17 protein-coding genes are annotated in these 16,895 nt (G+C 70.5%); 14 read left to right on the top strand and 3 right to left on the bottom strand.

What is annotated here, in order from left to right; translation table 11 throughout:
* Positions 1–125: 125 nt before the first annotated feature.
* Together AC2YHJ_RS10460 and AC2YHJ_RS10455 are read right to left on the bottom strand one after the other, a co-directional pair.
* Positions 126–1,721 (bottom strand): phosphoenolpyruvate carboxykinase, encoded by a 1,596-nt coding sequence (locus AC2YHJ_RS10460; RefSeq protein WP_487395848.1) that lies wholly within the window; start codon positions 1,719–1,721, stop codon positions 126–128.
* Positions 1,722–1,815: 94 nt separating this feature from the next.
* Complete coding sequence (locus tag AC2YHJ_RS10455) at positions 1,816–2,544, bottom strand: HugZ family pyridoxamine 5'-phosphate oxidase (RefSeq protein WP_487395847.1); 729 nt, start codon at positions 2,542–2,544, stop codon at positions 1,816–1,818.
* Positions 2,545–2,647: 103 nt separating this feature from the next.
* Here AC2YHJ_RS10455 and AC2YHJ_RS10450 point away from each other — a divergent pair, with 103 nt between their 5' ends.
* The 11 genes from AC2YHJ_RS10450 to trpA all read left to right on the top strand — a co-directional run bounded on the left by AC2YHJ_RS10450 (position 2,648) and on the right by trpA (position 13,513).
* Entirely contained in the window at positions 2,648–3,349 is a 702-nt protein-coding gene (locus AC2YHJ_RS10450) for a response regulator transcription factor (protein WP_487395845.1), read from the top strand.
* Positions 3,350–3,411: 62 nt separating this feature from the next.
* Positions 3,412–5,121, top strand: coding sequence for a stimulus-sensing domain-containing protein (locus tag AC2YHJ_RS10445; protein WP_487395844.1), 1,710 nt, complete (start codon positions 3,412–3,414; stop codon positions 5,119–5,121).
* A 272-nt stretch (positions 5,122–5,393) separates the two neighbouring features.
* Positions 5,394–7,106 (top strand): 30S ribosomal protein S1, encoded by a 1,713-nt coding sequence (rpsA, locus tag AC2YHJ_RS10440; RefSeq protein WP_487395842.1) that lies wholly within the window; start codon positions 5,394–5,396, stop codon positions 7,104–7,106.
* A gap of 110 nt (positions 7,107–7,216) precedes the next feature.
* A complete protein-coding gene (sppA, locus tag AC2YHJ_RS10435; protein WP_487395841.1) occupies positions 7,217–8,131 on the top strand; it encodes a signal peptide peptidase SppA in 915 nt (304 codons plus the stop codon).
* Positions 8,132–8,179: 48 nt separating this feature from the next.
* On the top strand, positions 8,180–8,500 hold the full coding sequence (gene ihfB, locus AC2YHJ_RS10430) for an integration host factor subunit beta (protein WP_487395839.1): 321 nt from the start codon (positions 8,180–8,182) through the stop codon (positions 8,498–8,500).
* 12 nt (positions 8,501–8,512) lie between these two features.
* Positions 8,513–8,824: a lipopolysaccharide assembly protein LapA domain-containing protein gene (locus AC2YHJ_RS10425; protein WP_487395838.1), complete on the top strand. Its 312-nt coding sequence runs from the start codon at positions 8,513–8,515 to the stop codon at positions 8,822–8,824.
* Positions 8,821–9,534: an orotidine-5'-phosphate decarboxylase gene (gene pyrF / locus AC2YHJ_RS10420; protein WP_487395836.1), complete on the top strand. Its 714-nt coding sequence runs from the start codon at positions 8,821–8,823 to the stop codon at positions 9,532–9,534. The genes AC2YHJ_RS10425 and pyrF overlap by 4 nt, the downstream gene beginning before the upstream one ends.
* A gap of 4 nt (positions 9,535–9,538) precedes the next feature.
* Complete coding sequence (locus AC2YHJ_RS10415; RefSeq protein WP_487395835.1) at positions 9,539–10,180, top strand: phosphoribosylanthranilate isomerase; 642 nt, start codon at positions 9,539–9,541, stop codon at positions 10,178–10,180.
* A 52-nt stretch (positions 10,181–10,232) separates the two neighbouring features.
* Positions 10,233–11,204 (top strand): dienelactone hydrolase family protein, encoded by a 972-nt coding sequence (locus AC2YHJ_RS10410; protein ID WP_487395834.1) that lies wholly within the window; start codon positions 10,233–10,235, stop codon positions 11,202–11,204.
* A 264-nt stretch (positions 11,205–11,468) separates the two neighbouring features.
* Positions 11,469–12,686 (top strand): tryptophan synthase subunit beta, encoded by a 1,218-nt coding sequence (trpB, locus tag AC2YHJ_RS10405; RefSeq protein WP_487395907.1) that lies wholly within the window; start codon positions 11,469–11,471, stop codon positions 12,684–12,686.
* A complete protein-coding gene (trpA, locus tag AC2YHJ_RS10400) occupies positions 12,683–13,513 on the top strand; it encodes a tryptophan synthase subunit alpha (RefSeq protein ID WP_487395832.1) in 831 nt (276 codons plus the stop codon). Before trpB ends, trpA begins: the two co-directional genes overlap by 4 nt.
* 57 nt (positions 13,514–13,570) lie before the next feature.
* On the opposite strand, the gene AC2YHJ_RS10395 is transcribed toward trpA, so the two are convergent.
* The gene (locus tag AC2YHJ_RS10395; RefSeq protein WP_487395830.1) at positions 13,571–14,251 is read right to left on the bottom strand and encodes a hypothetical protein; all 681 of its coding nucleotides are present in this window, start codon (positions 14,249–14,251) and stop codon (positions 13,571–13,573) included.
* 153 nt (positions 14,252–14,404) lie between these two features.
* On the opposite strand from AC2YHJ_RS10395, the gene AC2YHJ_RS10390 reads away from it, so the two are divergent.
* From AC2YHJ_RS10390 to AC2YHJ_RS10380, 3 genes are all read left to right on the top strand, one after another.
* The gene (locus AC2YHJ_RS10390; protein ID WP_487395829.1) at positions 14,405–15,256 is read left to right on the top strand and encodes a SirB1 family protein; all 852 of its coding nucleotides are present in this window, start codon (positions 14,405–14,407) and stop codon (positions 15,254–15,256) included.
* A gap of 102 nt (positions 15,257–15,358) precedes the next feature.
* Entirely contained in the window at positions 15,359–16,132 is a 774-nt protein-coding gene (locus tag AC2YHJ_RS10385) for a (Fe-S)-binding protein (RefSeq protein WP_487395906.1), read from the top strand.
* On the top strand, positions 16,129–16,866 hold the full coding sequence (locus AC2YHJ_RS10380; RefSeq protein WP_487395828.1) for a 2OG-Fe dioxygenase family protein: 738 nt from the start codon (positions 16,129–16,131) through the stop codon (positions 16,864–16,866). Before AC2YHJ_RS10385 ends, AC2YHJ_RS10380 begins: the two co-directional genes overlap by 4 nt.
* The last annotated feature ends 29 nt before the right edge of the window (positions 16,867–16,895 follow it).

Raw genomic sequence — 16,895 nt, 5'->3', positions numbered from 1 at the left:
GCCCTCGGCACCACGCCATCCAAGGATAGCCCTGCCCAAATTCCCGATAGAAGTCGGGAGATCCAAGGGCCTTAAGCCCTTGGCGGGTGGGGTCCGGGGAGAGCAGAGCCCTCCCCGCGCCACCGTCACGCCGCCGCGCGGATCGCCGCGGCCTTCACGTCGTCGCTGACCGCCCCGGCGAAGGTTGCGAAGTTCTTCTCGAACAGTCCGACCAGGTTCGCCGCCGTGCGGTCGTAGGCAGCCTTGTCCGCCCAGGCCTCACGCGGGTTCAGCACCTCGGCCGGGATGCCGGGCACGGCCTTGGGCATCATCAGCCCGAAGAACGGGTCGCGGACGAACTCGACCTTCGCCAGCGAGCCATCAAGTGCCGCGCGCAGCAACGCGCGCGTCACCTTGATCGACATGCGCGACCCGGTGCCATAGGCACCGCCCGACCAGCCGGTGTTGACCAGCCAGCAATCGGCGCCGTGCTTGGCGATCAGCTCCTGCAGCATCCGGCCATAGACTTCCGGATGCCGCGGCAGGAAGGGCGCGCCGAAGCAGGTGGAGAAGGTCGCCTGCGGTTCCTTGCCGAGGCCCTTCTCCGTGCCCGCGACACGCGCGGTGTAGCCCGACAGGAAGTGGTACATCGCCTGCGCGGCCGACAGCTTGGAGATCGGCGGCAGTACGCCGAAGGCATCCGCCGTCAGCATCACCACGTTCCTCGGCAGGCCCGCGGTGCCGCGCTCGACCGTGTTCGGGATGTAGTGGATCGGGTAGCAGGAGCGCGTGTTCTCGGTCAGCGACCCGTCATCGAGATCGACGACGCCATCGGCATCGGCGACGACGTTCTCGAGCACCGTGCCGAAGCGGTGCGTCGCGGACCAGATCTGCGGCTCGGCATCCTGCGACAGCTTGATGACCTTGGCGTAGCAGCCGCCTTCGAAGTTGAAGACGCCGGTGTCCGACCAGCCATGCTCGTCATCGCCGATCAGCTGGCGCTCGGGGTCCGAGGACAGCGTCGTCTTGCCGGTGCCCGACAGGCCGAAGAACAACGCGACATCGCCCTTGGCGCCGACATTGGCGGAGCAATGCATCGGCAGCACCCCGCGGTCCGGCAGGAGCCAGTTCATCACGGTGAAGATGCTTTTCTTGATCTCGCCAGCGTAGGAGGTGCCGGCGATCAGGATAGTGCGCGTGGCCAGTGACAGTGCGATGACAGTGCTGGTGCGGCAGCCGTCGACCGTGGCATCGGCCTCGAATTCCGGCGCGTGCAGAATGGTCCAGTCGGGCGCGAAGCCGTCGAGCGCATCCTTGCCCGGGCGGATGAACATGTTACGCGCGAACAGCGCATGCCAGGCATTGGTGGTGACAAGCCGCACGCGGATCTGATGCGCCGTGTCGGCGCCGGCATGCAGGTCCTGGGTGAAGAGTTCCGCCTTCTGGCCGAGATACGCCCGGACCTTCGCGACCAGGCTGGCGAACTTGTCGGCCGGCAGGGGCTGGTTGACCTTGCCCCACCAGACTGCGTCGCGCGTCTCGGGCTCATCCACCACGAACTTGTCCTGGACCGAGCGCCCGGTGTGCTGGCCGGTCACCGCAATGAAGGCGCCATCGGCCGAAAGCCGGCCCTCGCCCCGGCGCAGCGCCTGCGCCACCAGGGCCGGCGCGGTCAGGTTCGGGTGCACTTCCCCGCTCGGGGAGACGCCGGTGCCGGCGAGCGCGGGGTTCTGGGAAGACATGCGGGGCCACTCTCCTGGGGGGTCACGTCGCGGTCGATGACGGTGCCGTTTCAGCGCCCAGAGCGGCGGAATTGCGGCGGAATGCCGCCGATTCTCAGCCCTGAGGAGGCGCCCGCCCCTCCCGCGCCGCGCGGATGAGCGCCGCGCGAACGCCGCCGGAATCGCTTACCTGAGTTAAGAAAGCAAGACGAACCGTCCGGTTACCTTCGGAGATGTCGCAGCCATCCACATCAACCGCGACAAGGCGCCAATCGCCCGGCCCCGCGCCCAGCAATCCCTGCGCGATCGCCGCCACCGCATCCGCATGCTCGGCGTTCACATGGGCAATGATCTCGGCCTCCGCGGCGAGGATGGCGGCGACGGCGGCCGGGTCCGGGGTCAGCTCGCTCGCCTTGATCCGTTCGGCGCGGGCGAAGCCGCCGACCTGCAGCGCACCGCCCATCCGCACCCGCCAGAGGGCGAAATCGCCGAAATCGGCGTAGAGGGCGGCATAGGGGTGCCTCGCCAGCCAGCGCGCCTTGAGCGCGGCAACTTCCTCCGCCGGCACGGATTCCGCTAGGCCAGTGACGGTCACGCGCGGCGCGGTCTGCGGATTCGGCCCTTCGGCCGCGCCGCTGAACAGCAGGGCGCATCGCGGCTCGGCCGCCAATTGCCGCGTATGCGCCGACAGAGTGGACAGCCAGAGCAGTGGCGACAGGTCAGGCGCCGGGGCCGGGGTGACCAGGCTGGCGAAGGGCTGGCCTTCGGCCGATGTCGCGAGCGTCGCGACCGCCGCACCACGGATCAGGCTCACGGCCTCGCGAATGCCCTGTTGCGATGCCATGTCTTCCTCCGGCCCGGCTCATGCCACAATCGGGCGCGAAACTGGCGTGACCATCGCTGCGGCGCAACCGCGCCACGGCGATGCCCGAGCACCGGAAAGAGATATGCCGCAGACCATCGCCCTCGTGGACGACGACCGCAACATCCTCACCAGCGTGCAGATGACGCTGGAGGCGGAAGGCTATTCCGTCCGCACCTTCACCGATGGCGAAAGCGCGCTGCAGGGGCTGCTGTCGAAGCCGGCCGACCTCGCCGTGCTCGACATCAAGATGCCGCGCATGGACGGCATGGAACTGCTCCAGCGCCTGCGCCAGCGGTCGAACATGCCGGTCGTGTTCCTCACCTCGAAGGATGAGGAGGTGGACGAGCTGATGGGCCTGCGCCTCGGCGCGGACGATTACATCACCAAGCCCTTCAGCCAGCGCCTGCTGCTGGAACGCATCCGCGCCCTGCTCCGCCGCAACGAGGCATCGCGTGCCGAAGGGTCCGGCGCGCCGCCGGGCGGGGTGATCGCCCGCGGCGACCTGGTGCTGGACGAGACGAAGCATACCTGCGTCTGGCGCGGCAAGCAGGTGCAGCTCACAGTCACGGAATTCCTGCTGGTCAAGGCGCTCGCCGTGCGGCCGGGCATGGTGAAGAACCGCGACCAGCTGATCGATGCCGCCTATGGCGAGAATATCTATGTCGATGACCGCACCATCGACAGCCATGTGAAGCGCATCCGCAAGAAGTTCCGCCAGACGGATGGCGAGTTCGACCAGATCGAGACGCTCTACGGCATCGGCTACCGCTATAAGGAAGCCTGAGCGGCCGCCTGCGCCGCAGCGAGAGGGGCGACCACCGATGACCGCGCAGCGGGGCCGGATCAATGCCTGACGACGGCGCCGCCGCGCGCCCCCAGGGCAGGGCTGCCGGGTCTTCCTCGCCCACGGCGGCGCGCGCCCCGCGCCGCCGCTTCTCCCCGATGCTGCGCCGGATCCTGCTGGTCAACGCAGTGCCCCCGGCGCTGCTCGCGGCGTCCCTGCTGTATCTCGACCAGTACCAGAACGGGCTGCTGGCCGCCGAGGTCGAGGCGCTGCGCACCCAGGCGCGCATCTATGCCGGCGCGATCGCCGAGGCCGCGGTGCGGATCGACGGCGACCGCGCCATCCTGGTGCCGGAAGCCGCCCGGCCGCTGCTGCGCCGGCTGGTGGAACCCTCACCGGCCACCCAGGCGCGGCTGTTCGACAATACCGGCCTGATGGTCGCCGACAGCCGCGTGCGCGAAGGCCCCGGCGGGGCCGTGACCAGCGAACCGCTGCCGCCGCCCCAGCCGCGCGGCGCCCTGACCACCACCGTGGCGGGCGTCTATGACCGGCTGGTCGCCGTCCTGCCGGGCACCCTGCGCGGCACCGGTGGCACCGGCGGCGTCGCCGTCGATGTCGGGCCGGAAGCGCCGGATTTTGACTGGCAGCCCGACCTCGGCCCCGACCGGCGGGAGGAGTTGCGCCTCGCCCTGGAAGGCGGGGTTCGGCCCTATATCCGCCGCACCGGCGATGGACGGTTGCTGGTGTCCGTCGCCGAACCGGCACGGCGCGGCGGCCAGGGAGTCGGCATCGTCCTGCTGACCCGCGAGGCGCGGGAGGTGGATGAGCGGCTGTTCCAGATCCGCGCCTCCGTCCTGCTGCTGTTCGGCACGGCGCTGGTGCTGACGGTGATGCTGTCCTTCTACCTGGCGCGCACCATTGCCACGCCGATGCTCGACCTGGCGCGGGCCACGCAGCGCATCCGCGAAGGCGAGGGGCGCGAGGAATCCGTCCCCGAACCCTTGCTGTCCCGCAATGATGAGATCGGGACCCTGGCACGCGACCTGCAGAATTCCGCCCGCGCGTTGTGGGCGCGGATCGATGCCAATGAACGCTTCGCCGCCGATGTGGCGCATGAACTGCGCAATCCGCTGACCTCGGTGCGCAGCGCGCTGGAGACCCTGCGTCGCATCGAGAACCCGGAGAACCGCAACCGCCTGCTGGCGATCATCGCCGACGACGCGGTGCGGATGGACCGGCTGATCGCCGACATCTCGGATTCCTCGCGTGTCGACGCGGAGCTGTCGCGGACCATCTCCGCCCCGGTGGACATCGCGCCGATCCTCTCGGCGCTGGCGGAACTGCACGAGGCGACCCGCAGCGCCGAGGACGACCCCGCCGTGGCGCTGGAGGCCGAGCCCGGCCCATTGGTGGTGCGCGGGGTGGAGGGGCGCATCGTGCAGGTCTTCCGCAACCTGCTGGGCAATGCCCTGTCCTTCAGCCCGCGTGGCGGCAAGGTCTGGGTGAAGGCCCGCCCGGTCGGCGCGCTGGTGGAAGTCGCCATCGAGGATGAAGGGCCGGGCATCCCGGAACAGAAGCTGGAAAGCATCTTCGAACGCTTCTACTCCGAGCGCCCGAGCGGCGAACGCTTCGGGCAACATTCCGGCCTCGGCCTGTCGATCAGCAAGCAGATCGTCGAGGGGCTGCGCGGGCAGATCTCGGCCGAGAACCGGCGGGATGCGGAGGGGAAGATCCTGGGGGCGCGCTTCGTGGTCCGGCTGCCGGCGGCGTAGCCACCGTCGGACAGCGCCGGAGCGGCCCGCGGCCCGGCTTCTGCTTGACTCTTTTCCTGCCCGAGCCTATGCGCCCCTGTCTTTCCGTTCTGGAAGGGCATCGCCCTGCTTGCGGGGCCGGAACCCGGGCGGACCGTCACGCGCCCATCCATCGGATCCGCGTTCGCAGCCGCGCATGGCGCGCCGGATCAAGTCGTTCCCGCCGAAGCGGGCGCGCAGGCCGCATCCCCCGCCGCCAGACGGCGGGCCGATACCGGAAAGCACATAACTGCATGGCCACCATTACCGCCGACCGCGCGGGCAGCGAGGATTTCGCCGCCCTTCTCGACGAGACCCTTGGTGCTGACACCGGCTTCGCCGGCTCCGTCGTCACCGGCAAGGTCATCCGCGTGGATGACGATGTCGCGGTCGTCGATGTCGGCCTGAAGAGCGAGGGGCGCGTGCCCCTCAAGGAATTCGCCGCTCCTGGCCAGAAGGCCGAAGTGAAGCCGGGCGACCTGATCGAACTCTTCGTCGAGCGCTACGAGGACCGGGACGGCTCCATCGTCCTGTCGCGTGAAAAGGCGCGTCGCGAGGAAGCCTGGACCAACCTCGAGAAGTCCTTCACCGCCAACCAGCGCGTGAACGGCGTGATCTTCGGCCGCGTGAAGGGCGGCTTCACCGTCGACCTCGGCGGTGCGGTGGCCTTCCTCCCCGGCTCCCAGGTCGATATCCGCCCGGTGCGCGATGTCGGCCCGCTGATGGGTTCGCCCCAGCCCTTCCAGATCCTGAAGATGGACCGCGCCCGCGGGAACATCGTGGTGTCGCGTCGCGCGGTGCTCGAGGAGACCCGTGCGGAGCAGCGCAGCGAGCTGATCCAGGGCCTCAAGGAAGGCATGATCCTCGACGGCGTGGTGAAGAACATCACCGACTACGGCGCCTTCGTGGACCTGGGCGGCGTGGACGGGCTGCTGCACGTCACCGACATCGCCTGGCGCCGCATCAACCACCCGTCGGAAGCCCTGACCATCGGCCAGCCGGTGAAGGTGCAGGTCATCCGCTTCAACTCCGAGACGCAGCGTATCTCGCTCGGCATGAAGCAGCTGATGTCCGACCCGTGGGACGGCGTGGCGCTGAAGTACCCGGTCAACGCGAAGTTCGCCGGCCGCGTCACCAACATCACCGACTACGGCGCCTTCGTGGAGCTGGAGCCGGGCGTCGAGGGCCTCGTGCACGTCAGCGAGATGTCCTGGACGAAGAAGAACGTCCATCCGGGCAAGATCGTCGCGACCTCCGAGCAGGTGGACGTGATGATCCTCGACGTGGACGAGCCGAAGCGCCGCATCTCGCTCGGCCTCAAGCAGGCCCAGGGCAACCCCTGGGAGCTGTTCCTCGAAGCCCATCCGCCGGGCTCGATCATCGAGGGCGAGATCCGCAACATCACCGAGTTCGGCCTGTTCATCGGCGTGGGCCCGGACGTGGACGGCATGGTCCACATGTCCGACCTGTCCTGGGAAGAAGCCGGCGAGACGGCGATGCAGGCCTACAACAAGGGCCAGATCGTCAAGGCGAAGGTGCTCGACGTCGATGTGGAGAAGGAGCGTATCTCCCTCGGCATCAAGCAGCTTGAGGCCGACCCGGCTGCCGAAGTGCTCGACCGCGTCCGCAAGGGCGACATCGTCACCTGCGTGGTGACGAAGATCGAGGCCAACGGCATCGAGGTGAAGGTCGAGGAGGTGCTGACCGGCTTCATCCGCCGCGCCGAGCTCGCCCGCGACCGCAACGACCAGAAGCCCGAGAAGTTCGCCGTGGGCGAGAAGGTCGATGCGCGCGTCACCGCCGTGGACCGCGCCGCCCGCCGCCTGGCCCTGACCATCAAGGGCAAGGAGATCGAGGAGGAGCGCGAGGCCGTGCGCGAGTACGGTTCCTCGGACAGCGGTGCGTCGCTCGGCGACATCCTGGGCGCGGCGATCCGCCGCCGCCGCGAGATGGCCGGCGAGGAATAAGACTGCCCCCGCCATCGCGGGTGCATTCGGGAACCCCCGGGGCCGCAAGGTCCCGGGGGTTTCTCGTTGTGGGGCTTGCCGCCGCTCCACCGCATCGCCATTGAGGTGGCATGTCGCTCGAGCCCGACCTCCTCGCCGATCGCCGTCGTCTGCGCCGCCGGCTGACCTTCTGGCGGGCGCTCGCCTTCCTGTCGGTGTTCGGCGCCATCGCCCTCGTCGCCGGCTCGCAAGGCCAGGATGCGCTGCCAGGTACCCCGCATGTGCTGCGCCTGCCGGTCTCCGGCATGATCACCGAGGATCAGCGCGTCCTGCAGGCTCTCGACCGCGCGGCGACCGATGCCTCGGTCCGCGCGGTGCTGGTCGCGATCGACAGCCCCGGCGGCACCATGGCGGGCGGGGAAGCGCTGCACGCCGCCCTTGCCCGCATCGCCGAGCGCAAGCCCGTCGTCGCCGTCATGGGCGCGACCGCGGCCTCGGCCGGTTATATGGCGGCGCTGCCGGCGCATCGCGTCTTCGCCCGGGATTCCACCGTCACCGGGTCGATCGGCGTGCTGCTGCAATCCTTCGACGTGTCGGAATTGCTGGAGCGCTGGGGCGTGCGTCCGCAGGTCATCGCCTCCGGCCCGCTCAAGGATCAGCCGAGCCTGTTCCGCCCGCTGTCGGAGGAAGGCCGCGCCGCGCTCGACCGCGTCATCGGCGATCTGCACGCACAATTTGTCGCGATGGTCGCGGCAGGCCGCCGCATGCCCCCCGACCGCGCCCGCGCGCTGGCCGATGGCCGCGTCTTCACCGGGCGACAGGCGCTCGACGCCGGGCTGGTGGATGCGATCGGCGGGGAACGCGAAGCCCGCGCCTGGCTCTCCGCCGATCGCGCAGTGCCGGAATCGCTGCCGCTACGCGACGTGCAGCCCCGCGGCACAGCAGAGCGGCTGCTGTCCACGGTGACCGAATCGGTGATGAAAAGCCTTTTTTCGGAATGGCTTGGCGTTGACGCCCCTCGCGCCCTTTGGCAGCCTTCGCGCTGACGGCAAAGGCATGCGCCACTGATCCGGCGCGCCATGGGAAGGCCAGGGATGACGAAATCCGAGTTGATCGCGCATCTGTCCGGCGCCAATCCGCATCTGCGGCTGCCCGACGTGGAACTGATCGTCGCGACCATCTTCGCCGAGATCACAGCTGCCCTGGCGCGTGGGGACCGGGTGGAACTGCGCGGCTTCGGCGCTTTCTCGACCAAGACGCGCGACCCGCGGACCGGGCGCAACCCGCGCACCGGGGAATCGGTCGCGGTGACGGCGAAATCCGTGCCCTATTTCAAGCCGGGCAAGGAATTGCGGGAACGGATCAACAAGCAGGTGGTGCCGCGCGCGCCTTTGCGCGCCTCCTCCGCCGCCTGATAAGGTTCCCGCATGCGCTGGATCGTGTTCCTCCCTTTCGCCGGGTTGGTGGTGTTGTTCGCGCTGTCGAACCGGCAGCCCGTGGAACTGCGCCTGTGGCCCTTCGACCTGGTGTGGCAGGCGCCGCTGTCCATCGCGGTGCTCGCGGCCGCGGCCGTCGCCTTCCTGATCGGCGCCGGGATCGTCTGGGTGTCCGGCATGCCGCAACGCAGCCGCTCCCGTGCCGCGATCCGCCGGGCGGAGGGGCTGCAGCGCGACATGGACGCTATCCGCGCACGCGAACGGGCGGCGGCGGCGGATCGCCTCGCCGGGACCGCATCGTGATCGCGCGGCCGGCCACCGCCGCGGCACGGATCATTCCCGCGCTCGACACCGGCGACCTTGCGCGGGCCAGCGCCCTGGCCAGCGCGCTCGCACCGCATTGCGGGCTGCTGAAGGTGGGGCTGGAATTGTTCTGCGCGGCGGGCGCGCCGGCGGTCACCGGCATGTCGCGGCATCGTCCGGTCTTCCTGGATGTGAAGCTGCACGACATCCCGAACACGGTGGCCGGCGCGCTGCGCTCGCTGCTGCCGCTCAAGCCCGCCATGGTCACGCTGCATGCGGGCGGTGGCCCGGCCATGCTCGCCGCCGCGCGGGCCGAGGCCGAGAAGGCCGGCGCCGACCGGCCGATCCTGCTCGCCGTCACCGTGTTGACCAGCATGGATGAAGCCGCACTCGCCGCGACCGGCGTGGCTGACAGCCCGGCCGACCAGGTACGCCGCCTCGCCCGCATGGCGGTCGCTGCCGGTGCCGATGGCCTGGTGTGCAGCCCGCATGAGGCGGCGATGCTCCGCGCCGATCTCGGCCCCGGCCCCGTGCTCGTGGTCCCGGGCGTGCGCCCGGCCGGCAGCGATGCCGGCGACCAGGCGCGCACCGCCACCCCGGCCGAGGCGGTCGCCGCCGGCGCCGACTGGATCGTGGTCGGGCGGCCGATCACCGGTGCGGCCGATCCCGCAGCCGCGGCCGCCGCCATCGCCGCCACGCTGCCCGGCTGAGACCATGGCAGTCGAAGTCAAGATTTGCGGCATAGGCGACGCCGCAGGACTGGATGCCGCCGTCGCGGCGGGCGCCGACCTGGTCGGCTTCGTCTTCTTTCCACCCTCGCCGCGCGCGGTCACGCCGGCGCAGGCGGGCGCGCTGTCGGCGCGCCATGCCGATGGCCCGGTTCGCGTCGGGCTGTTCGTCGACCCGACCGATGCCGAGCTTGCCGCCGTGCTGGCCGAGGTGCCGCTCGGCCTGCTGCAGCTCCACGGCGAGGAGACGCCGGAACGTGCCGCGGCGATCCGCGCCCGCTTCGGAGTGCCGGTGATGAAGGCGCTGGGCATCGGCGCGGCGGAGGATCTGGACGCGGTCGACGCCTTCGGCCCGATCGTGGACCGCTTCCTGTTCGACGCCAAGCCGCCACCGGGCGGGCCGCTGCCTGGCGGCAATGCCCAGCCATTCGAATGGCGACTGATGGCCGGGCGCGCCATCCCGAAGCCCTGGCTGCTCGCGGGCGGGCTGACGCCGGCCAATGTCGCGGAGGCGGTCCGCACCGCCGGCGCGCCGGGCGTCGATGTCTCCTCCGGCGTCGAGCGGGCACGCGGCGCGAAGGACCCTGCCCTGATCCGCGCCTTCATCGCCGCCGCGAAGGGGCGTTGACGCGACGGGGGCCCTCGCCCCAGCGTTGGCCTGCCCGAAGGAGAAACGCCCGATGCGCGCCTTGCCTGTGCTGTTCGCCCTGTTGCTCGCGGCCTGCGGCGGCGGCGGGCCGCGGCCCGACCCCTTCACCTTCACCGGCGCCGGCGGCCAGCCGATGGTCGCTGACCTGCACCTGCCGCCTGGGACCGAGCGCGTGCCGGTGGTCATCCTGTCGCACGACAACCGCGGCAAGCGCGACGCGCAGTTACAGGCCTATGTCGATGCGCTGAAGGGCGCGGGGGCGGCGGTGATCGTGCTCGACCACTACGGGCCGCGCAGCATCGACCCGTCGCAGCCGCCGGGGCAGCGCGCCTGGTTCACCGCGCTCGACTTCGCGCTCGATGCCTTCGGCGCGCTCGACAAGGCCGGCGAGAACCCACGCATCGACACGCGCCGCGCCGGGCTGGTCGGCTTCGGGGTGGGCGGCGGCGGCGGGTCGGTGCTCGCCGCGCATCAATGGCTGCTGCAGACCCGCCCGGCGAACGGCGCCCGCTTCCTGGCGGTCGCGGCGGTGCAGCCGGAATGCTCCTATCGCGTTGGCAACCGCGACACCGGGCGGCGGCCGATCCGCATCATCGTCGGCGACCGTGACAACGTGACCGGCAAGCCGGCCTGCGACGATCTCGGCTCCTATCTGCGCGCAGCCGGGGGTGACGTGACCGTCAGCACCTACCAGAACGCCCGGCACGGCTTCGATGGCGCTCCGGGCGCGGTGGTGGCCAACCCGCAGGGCGACAACATCACGCGCTGCGTCTGGCAGCAGGGGCCGGATGGGCTGTGGCGGGAACGCACCTCGGGCGTGTCGGGGGCCTCGCTGTTCCGCATCGGGGCGAATGAGGCCTCGCTCGCGGCCTTCCAGCGCAGCTGGGAGGGATGCCGGACCGCCGGGACCGAAACCCAGGGCGACGCGGCGCTGCGCACGCGTGCGGTGGGCGAGGTGACGGGACATATGCAGCAGCACGTGATCGGCGTGCGGCCGCGCTAGCACCGAGAGGGGCCTTGCCCCTCTCGGGCTCTCCCCACCAAAGGCCAATGGCCTTTGGAATGCCGACACTCGGCGCTGGGTGCAGCAGGCGCGCCGAATAGCGAGGCTGACCGGCCCGCACAGCGCCCGTTTCTCGCGGTCCAGGGGGCCGTAGCCCCCTGGTGAGGTGGTCCGGAGGGGCAAAGCCCCTCCGTCTTCCATCTATGGCCCAGCGCAGGTTCATCCGCTAAACCCACCGCTTCCTGGGAACGCCGAGTGACCGTCTTGAGCAAGCCTCTGTCCAATTCCCTGCGTCAGGGCCCTGACGCCCGTGGCCGCTTCGGCCCCTTCGGCGGACGCTTCGTCGCCGAGACGCTGATGCCGCTGATCCTTGAGGTCGAGCACGCCTACGAGGCGTCGAAGACGGATGCCGCCTTCCAGGCCGAATGGCGCCGGCTGCTGACGCACTACGTCGGCCGCCCTTCCCCGCTCTGGCTTGCGGAGCGGATGACGGAGCACCTCGACGGTGCAAAGGTCTATTTCAAGCGCGAGGAGCTGAACCACACCGGCGCGCACAAGATCAACGCGGTGCTGGGTCAGATCCTGCTCGCGAAGAAGATGGGCAAGACGCGCGTCATCGCCGAGACCGGCGCCGGCCAGCACGGCGTCGCGACCGCCACCGCCTGCGCGCTGTTCAACCTGCCCTGCACCGTCTTCATGGGCGCGGTCGACGTCGCGCGCCAGCAGCCCAACGTGTTCCGCATGAAGCTGCTGGGGGCGGAGGTGGAATCCGTCACCTCCGGCGCCGCCACGCTGAAGGACGCGATGAACGAGGCGCTGCGCCACTGGGTCGCGAACGTCCAGGACACCTACTACTGCATCGGCACCGTCGCCGGCCCGCACCCCTATCCGACCATGGTGCGCGACTTCCAATGCGTGATCGGCGACGAGACGCGCGAGCAGATCCTCGCCGCTGAGGGCCGGCTGCCCGATGCGCTGGTCTGCGCCGTCGGCGGCGGGTCCTCCGCCATGGGCCTGTTCCATCCCTTCCTCGATGACGAGGGGGTCGCAATGTACGGCGTCGAGGCCGCGGGGCGCGGCGTCGATACCGAGGAACACGCGGCGTCCATCACGCGCGGCCGCCCTGGCGTGCTGCACGGCAACCGCACCTATCTGCTGCAGGATCGTGACGGGCAGATCCAGGAAGCGCATTCGATCAGCGCCGGCCTCGACTATCCCGGCATCGGGCCGGAGCATTCCTGGTTGCATGAACAGGGCCGCGTGAACTTCGTCACCGCGACAGATGACGATGCGCTGGAGGCCTTCCAGCTCTGCTCGAAGCTCGAGGGCATCATCCCCGCGCTGGAATCGGCCCATGGCCTCGCGCATGTCATGAAGCTCGCGCCGACGCTGCCGAAGGATGCGATCGTCGTGCTGAATCTCTCCGGCCGCGGCGACAAGGACATCTTCACCGTGGCGCATCACCTGGGGGTGAAGCTGTGAGCCGCATTGCCGCGCGTTTCGCCGCGCTGAAGAAGGAAGGGCGCGGCGCCCTGATCCCCTTCCTCGAAGCCTATGACCCCGACCCGGCCACCTCCATGGCGCTGCTCCGCGGCTTCCCCGGCGCGGGGGCGGATCTGATCGAGATCGGCGTTCCCTTCACGGACCCCATGGCCGACGGCCCCACCATCCAGCGCGCCGGCCAGCGCGGGCTGAAGGCGGGTGCCACGCTCGCCGGCACGCTCGCCATGGTGCGTGATTTCCGCAAGGAGGACGACGCCACGCCGGTGATCCTGATGGGCTACTACAACCCCATCCTGTCCTATGGCGTGGAATCCTTCTGCACGGCGGCGGCCGCTTCCGGCGTCGACGGGCTGATCATCGTGGACGTGCCGCCCGAGGAAGCGGATGAGGTGGAGCCTTCGGCCAAGGCGAGCGGCCTCGACCTGATCCGCCTGGTGGCGCCGACGACGGATGAGGAAAGGCTGCCGCGCGTGCTCGCGGCGACTTCGGGCTTCGTCTACTACGTCGCCATCACCGGGATCACCGGCACGCGCAGCGCGACCAGCGATGCGCTGCGCGCCGCCATTCCGCGCATCCGCAGGCACACCGACCTGCCGATCGCGATCGGCTTCGGCATCCGCACGCCGGAACAGGCGGCGGAAGCGGCGAAGACCGCGGACGGGGCGGTGGTGGCCTCTGCCCTGATCGACACGCTGGCGGCCAATCTGGACGAGCAGGGGCGCGCGAAGCCCGACACGGTGCGCAAGGTGCTCGATGAAGTGCGCGCGCTGTCGGAAGCGGTCCGCGCGGCGAAGAAGGCGGCGTAGCAGCCGCCGGGCCGACGGAACCGGGGGGGGTTTCCCGGCCCCGCCGCCCTGGCTGCTTCAGCGTCGCCGTGCGCGTGCCGGCGCGGCTTCCGTGGCGGCGGAGGCGATGGTCGCCGCCGCCTTCTGCCGTTCGAGCCGCGCCAGATCCTCGGCCAGATAGCCGCGCAGCGTATCAGCCGTGTCGATGGTCGCATTGGCGTTGCGCTGGGCCCGGGCGATGCCGGGCGCGGCGGCCTGGCGGATCTGCTCGGCCCGGTCGGCGAACCAGGCATCCCGCGCCGCCGCCGAGGCGAAGGGCTGCGGCGGGAGCGGGATGAAGGTGTCGTTATAGCGGCGCGTGCTGCCCGTCTGCACGGCGACGGCATTCTGCGCCATGCCGGTGCCAACTGGCTGCGGATGATGGATGTTCGACGCGAAATCCCGCACCGGGCGGATCACCATCGTGGTGTCCATGCTGCCCGGCGCGGTGCAGTTGGCCTCGATCGGGGCGGTACCGCGCGGCAGCGGCACGGTGGCGGGCGTGGCCACCTCGGCGACCCTGGCGCTGGTCGCCATGTTGGTCAGCACGCAGCGTGCATTGGCCGGATCGGTGGTCAGGGCGATGCTGCCCGAATAGGGCGCCGGCCTGGCATCGCCGCCGAGTGCGGAGGAATCGCTCACGGCGCTCCCGCATGCGGCCAGCGCCAGCGGCGCGATCAGGGCGGTGGCGAGCAGTGTCGGATGCGAGTACCTGGTCATGGCTTTCCTTGCGACGTTCGGTGTCCTGTCCGCGCCGCCGGCCCCGCCCCGGAGATCGCCATTGCATGGTAACGCATGGATGTTTCGTTGCGAGAAGAAAGCGGTAGCGAGGTCTGCCTTGATGGCGCCGCCACTCGCCGCGACAGTGGGGCCATGCCGCCGCTCACCCAGGATGAGGCCCGCGCCGCACTCGCCGCCGCCGGTCGCCTGCCCGATACCGAACTCGACATCGCCGCCGTCGCGCTGCAACTCGCCCGGCTGGACGCGCCGGAAGCCGATTGGCGGCAGGCAGCGGAACGGCTGACTGCGATTGCCCGCGCCGCGGTGCGCGCGGCGACCGCGGACCCCGAGGCCGATGCCGGGGACCTCGAGCGCCGCCGCGCCGCCCTCGCCGGCGTGCTGCATGGCGAATTCGGCCTCGCCGGGGACAGCGAGACCTATGACGACCTCGCCAATGCCAATCTGATCCGGGTGCTGGATCGCGGCCGCGGCCTGCCGGTGGCGCTTGGCATCCTGTGGCTGCATGCAGCGGAGGCGGCAGGCTGGGGCGCCCATGGCGTCGATTTCCCGGGCCATTTCCTGGTCGCTCTCGAAGGGCCGCGCGGGCAGCTGCTGATCGATGTCTTCGCCGGCGGCGAAGCACTGGAAGCCCCGGCCCTGCGCGCCCTGCTGAAGCGGGTGGAGGGAGAGGGGGCCGAGCTGCGCCCAGGCCTGCTGCGGCCGATGGCGAAGCGGGACGTGCTGCTGCGCCTGCAGAACAACATCAAGCTGCGGCGGCTGCGCGCCGGGGCGCTCGAACCGGCGCTGACCTGCACCGAGGACATGCTGCGCCTCGCCCCCGATGCCGCGCCGCTGTGGCGAGAGGCAGGGCTGATGAACCAGCGGCTGGACCGCATCGGCGCCGCGCTGGCCTGCTTCGATCAGTTCCTGGCGCTGGTGCCGGATGGCGAGGCGGCGGCGCGCATCCGCGCCCTGACCATCGAGTTGCGCCAGCGGCTGAACTGACCCCCCCTACCCCCAGCGGGCGCCGCGCCGAATGGCGGGCCTGCGTCGCGGACAGGCAACGGGGACTGTGCGTAGGGGCGGGAGAATCCTATCCTCTTGTCCATGCCCGAGACCAAGCCGCGCGTTGCGCTCTTCGTCACCTGCCTCGTCGATCTCTATCGACCGACGGTTGGCTTCGCGGCGATCCGCCTGCTGGAGGCTTCCGGCTGCCTGGTCGAGGTGCCGCCGGTGCAAACCTGCTGCGGCCAGCCGGCCTACAATGCCGGCGACCGCATGACGGCGCGCGACCTGGCGCGACAGGTGATCGATGCCTTTGGCGGCTATGACTACGTCGTTGCCCCCTCGGGGTCCTGCGCAGGGATGGTCTCCCACCACTACCCCTCGCTGTTCGAGGACGACCCACAATACCGCGCCAAGGCCGAGGCGCTGGCCACCCGCACGCATGAGCTGGTGTCCTTCCTCCGCGACGTGATGGGCGTATCCGCCGTTGCGGCGCGGTACGAGGACAGCGTGACCTATCACGACAGCTGTTCGGGCCTGCGCGAGCTGGGCGTGAAGGCGCAGCCGCGCGCGCTGCTGTCCACCGTCGCCGGGCTGCGCCTGGCCGAGATGGCGGAACCCGAGATCTGCTGCGGCTTCGGCGGCACCTTCTGCGTGAAGTATCCCGACATCTCGACGCGCATGGTGTCGGACAAGTGCCGCGACATCGCGGCGACAGGCGCCGGCACGCTGCTGGCGGGCGATCTGGGCTGCCTGCTGAACATGGCAGGGCGGCTGAAGCGGGAGGGAAGTCCGGTGAAGGTGCGTCATGTGGCGGAGGTGCTGGCAGACATGACCAGGGATGTGCCGCCGATCGGCGAAGGAAGCGCGTCGTGACCGCGCCGGCGGGGCCGCTGGCCGAGCTCGCCGCGCGGGGCTTCGCGCGCGTGCCGGGTGCTACGATGGCGTCGCTGATGGGCGAGGCCGGAGGCGCGGAGGCGCTGGCCGCCTTCTTCGCGTCCTGGGACCGGCTGGAGACGGATGCCTTCATGCGCGATGGCGGGCGCTACCGCCGCCGCCGCATCGCCAATTTCTCCGCCGAGCCGGGTGTGGCGGGGCATGTCCGCGGCGAGCACCGGCCGCATTTCCAGGCGGTGGTGCACAACACGCTGAATGGCGGCGTCGATCGTTGGTTCGCGGCGATGGAGGATGATGTCGCCGCCTCCGCGCCGCTGGTCGCGCTGCTCGACCTCGGCCGTTCGATGGCCGAGGCGCTGCACGGCCCGCAACCCTGGTTCGTCGAGGTCCACCAGTTCCGCATCGAGGCTGTCGCCGGTGCGCCCGGCTTCCCGACGCCCGAAGGCGTGCACCATGACGGCGTGGATTGCGTGCTGATCACCATGATCGCGCGCACCAACCTCGATGGCGGGGAGACGGTGATCGAGGATGACGGCGGCAACCGCCTTGCACAGTTCGTGCTGCGCGATCCGCTCGACACCGCGGTGCTGGACGATCCGCGGGTGCGCCATGGCGTGACCCCGGTGGCGCCGGCCGACCCGGCGTTGCCATCCTGTCGCGACGTGCTGGTGCTGACCTGGAAGCGCGGCGGCGTGCCGGGCCAGGCAGGGTGACCGCGGCGAGCGCTGCGACAGGAAGGGCG

This window comes from Roseomonas sp. SRI_022 (genome assembly GCF_057586215.1).
This window is presented reverse-complemented; position numbering and strand designations above follow the sequence as displayed.

What these genes read in the sequence shown, in the direction of transcription:
- AC2YHJ_RS10390 (WP_487395829.1), top strand. Translation starts at nt 14,405, where the DNA reads ATGCCGCCGCTCACCCAGGATGAGGCCCGCGCCGCACTCGCCGCCGCC.
- AC2YHJ_RS10415 (WP_487395835.1), top strand. Translation starts at nt 9,539, where the DNA reads ATGGCAGTCGAAGTCAAGATTTGCGGCATAGGCGACGCCGCAGGACTG.
- AC2YHJ_RS10460 (WP_487395848.1), bottom strand. Translation starts at nt 1,721, where the DNA reads ATGTCTTCCCAGAACCCCGCGCTCGCCGGCACCGGCGTCTCCCCGAGC.
- AC2YHJ_RS10450 (WP_487395845.1), top strand. Translation starts at nt 2,648, where the DNA reads ATGCCGCAGACCATCGCCCTCGTGGACGACGACCGCAACATCCTCACC.
- AC2YHJ_RS10410 (WP_487395834.1), top strand. Translation starts at nt 10,233, where the DNA reads ATGCGCGCCTTGCCTGTGCTGTTCGCCCTGTTGCTCGCGGCCTGCGGC.
- AC2YHJ_RS10425 (WP_487395838.1), top strand. Translation starts at nt 8,513, where the DNA reads ATGCGCTGGATCGTGTTCCTCCCTTTCGCCGGGTTGGTGGTGTTGTTC.
- AC2YHJ_RS10395 (WP_487395830.1), bottom strand. Translation starts at nt 14,251, where the DNA reads ATGACCAGGTACTCGCATCCGACACTGCTCGCCACCGCCCTGATCGCG.
- ihfB (WP_487395839.1), top strand. Translation starts at nt 8,180, where the DNA reads ATGACGAAATCCGAGTTGATCGCGCATCTGTCCGGCGCCAATCCGCAT.
- rpsA (WP_487395842.1), top strand. Translation starts at nt 5,394, where the DNA reads ATGGCCACCATTACCGCCGACCGCGCGGGCAGCGAGGATTTCGCCGCC.
- AC2YHJ_RS10455 (WP_487395847.1), bottom strand. Translation starts at nt 2,544, where the DNA reads ATGGCATCGCAACAGGGCATTCGCGAGGCCGTGAGCCTGATCCGTGGT.
- AC2YHJ_RS10385 (WP_487395906.1), top strand. Translation starts at nt 15,359, where the DNA reads ATGCCCGAGACCAAGCCGCGCGTTGCGCTCTTCGTCACCTGCCTCGTC.
- AC2YHJ_RS10445 (WP_487395844.1), top strand. Translation starts at nt 3,412, where the DNA reads ATGCCTGACGACGGCGCCGCCGCGCGCCCCCAGGGCAGGGCTGCCGGG.
- sppA (WP_487395841.1), top strand. Translation starts at nt 7,217, where the DNA reads ATGTCGCTCGAGCCCGACCTCCTCGCCGATCGCCGTCGTCTGCGCCGC.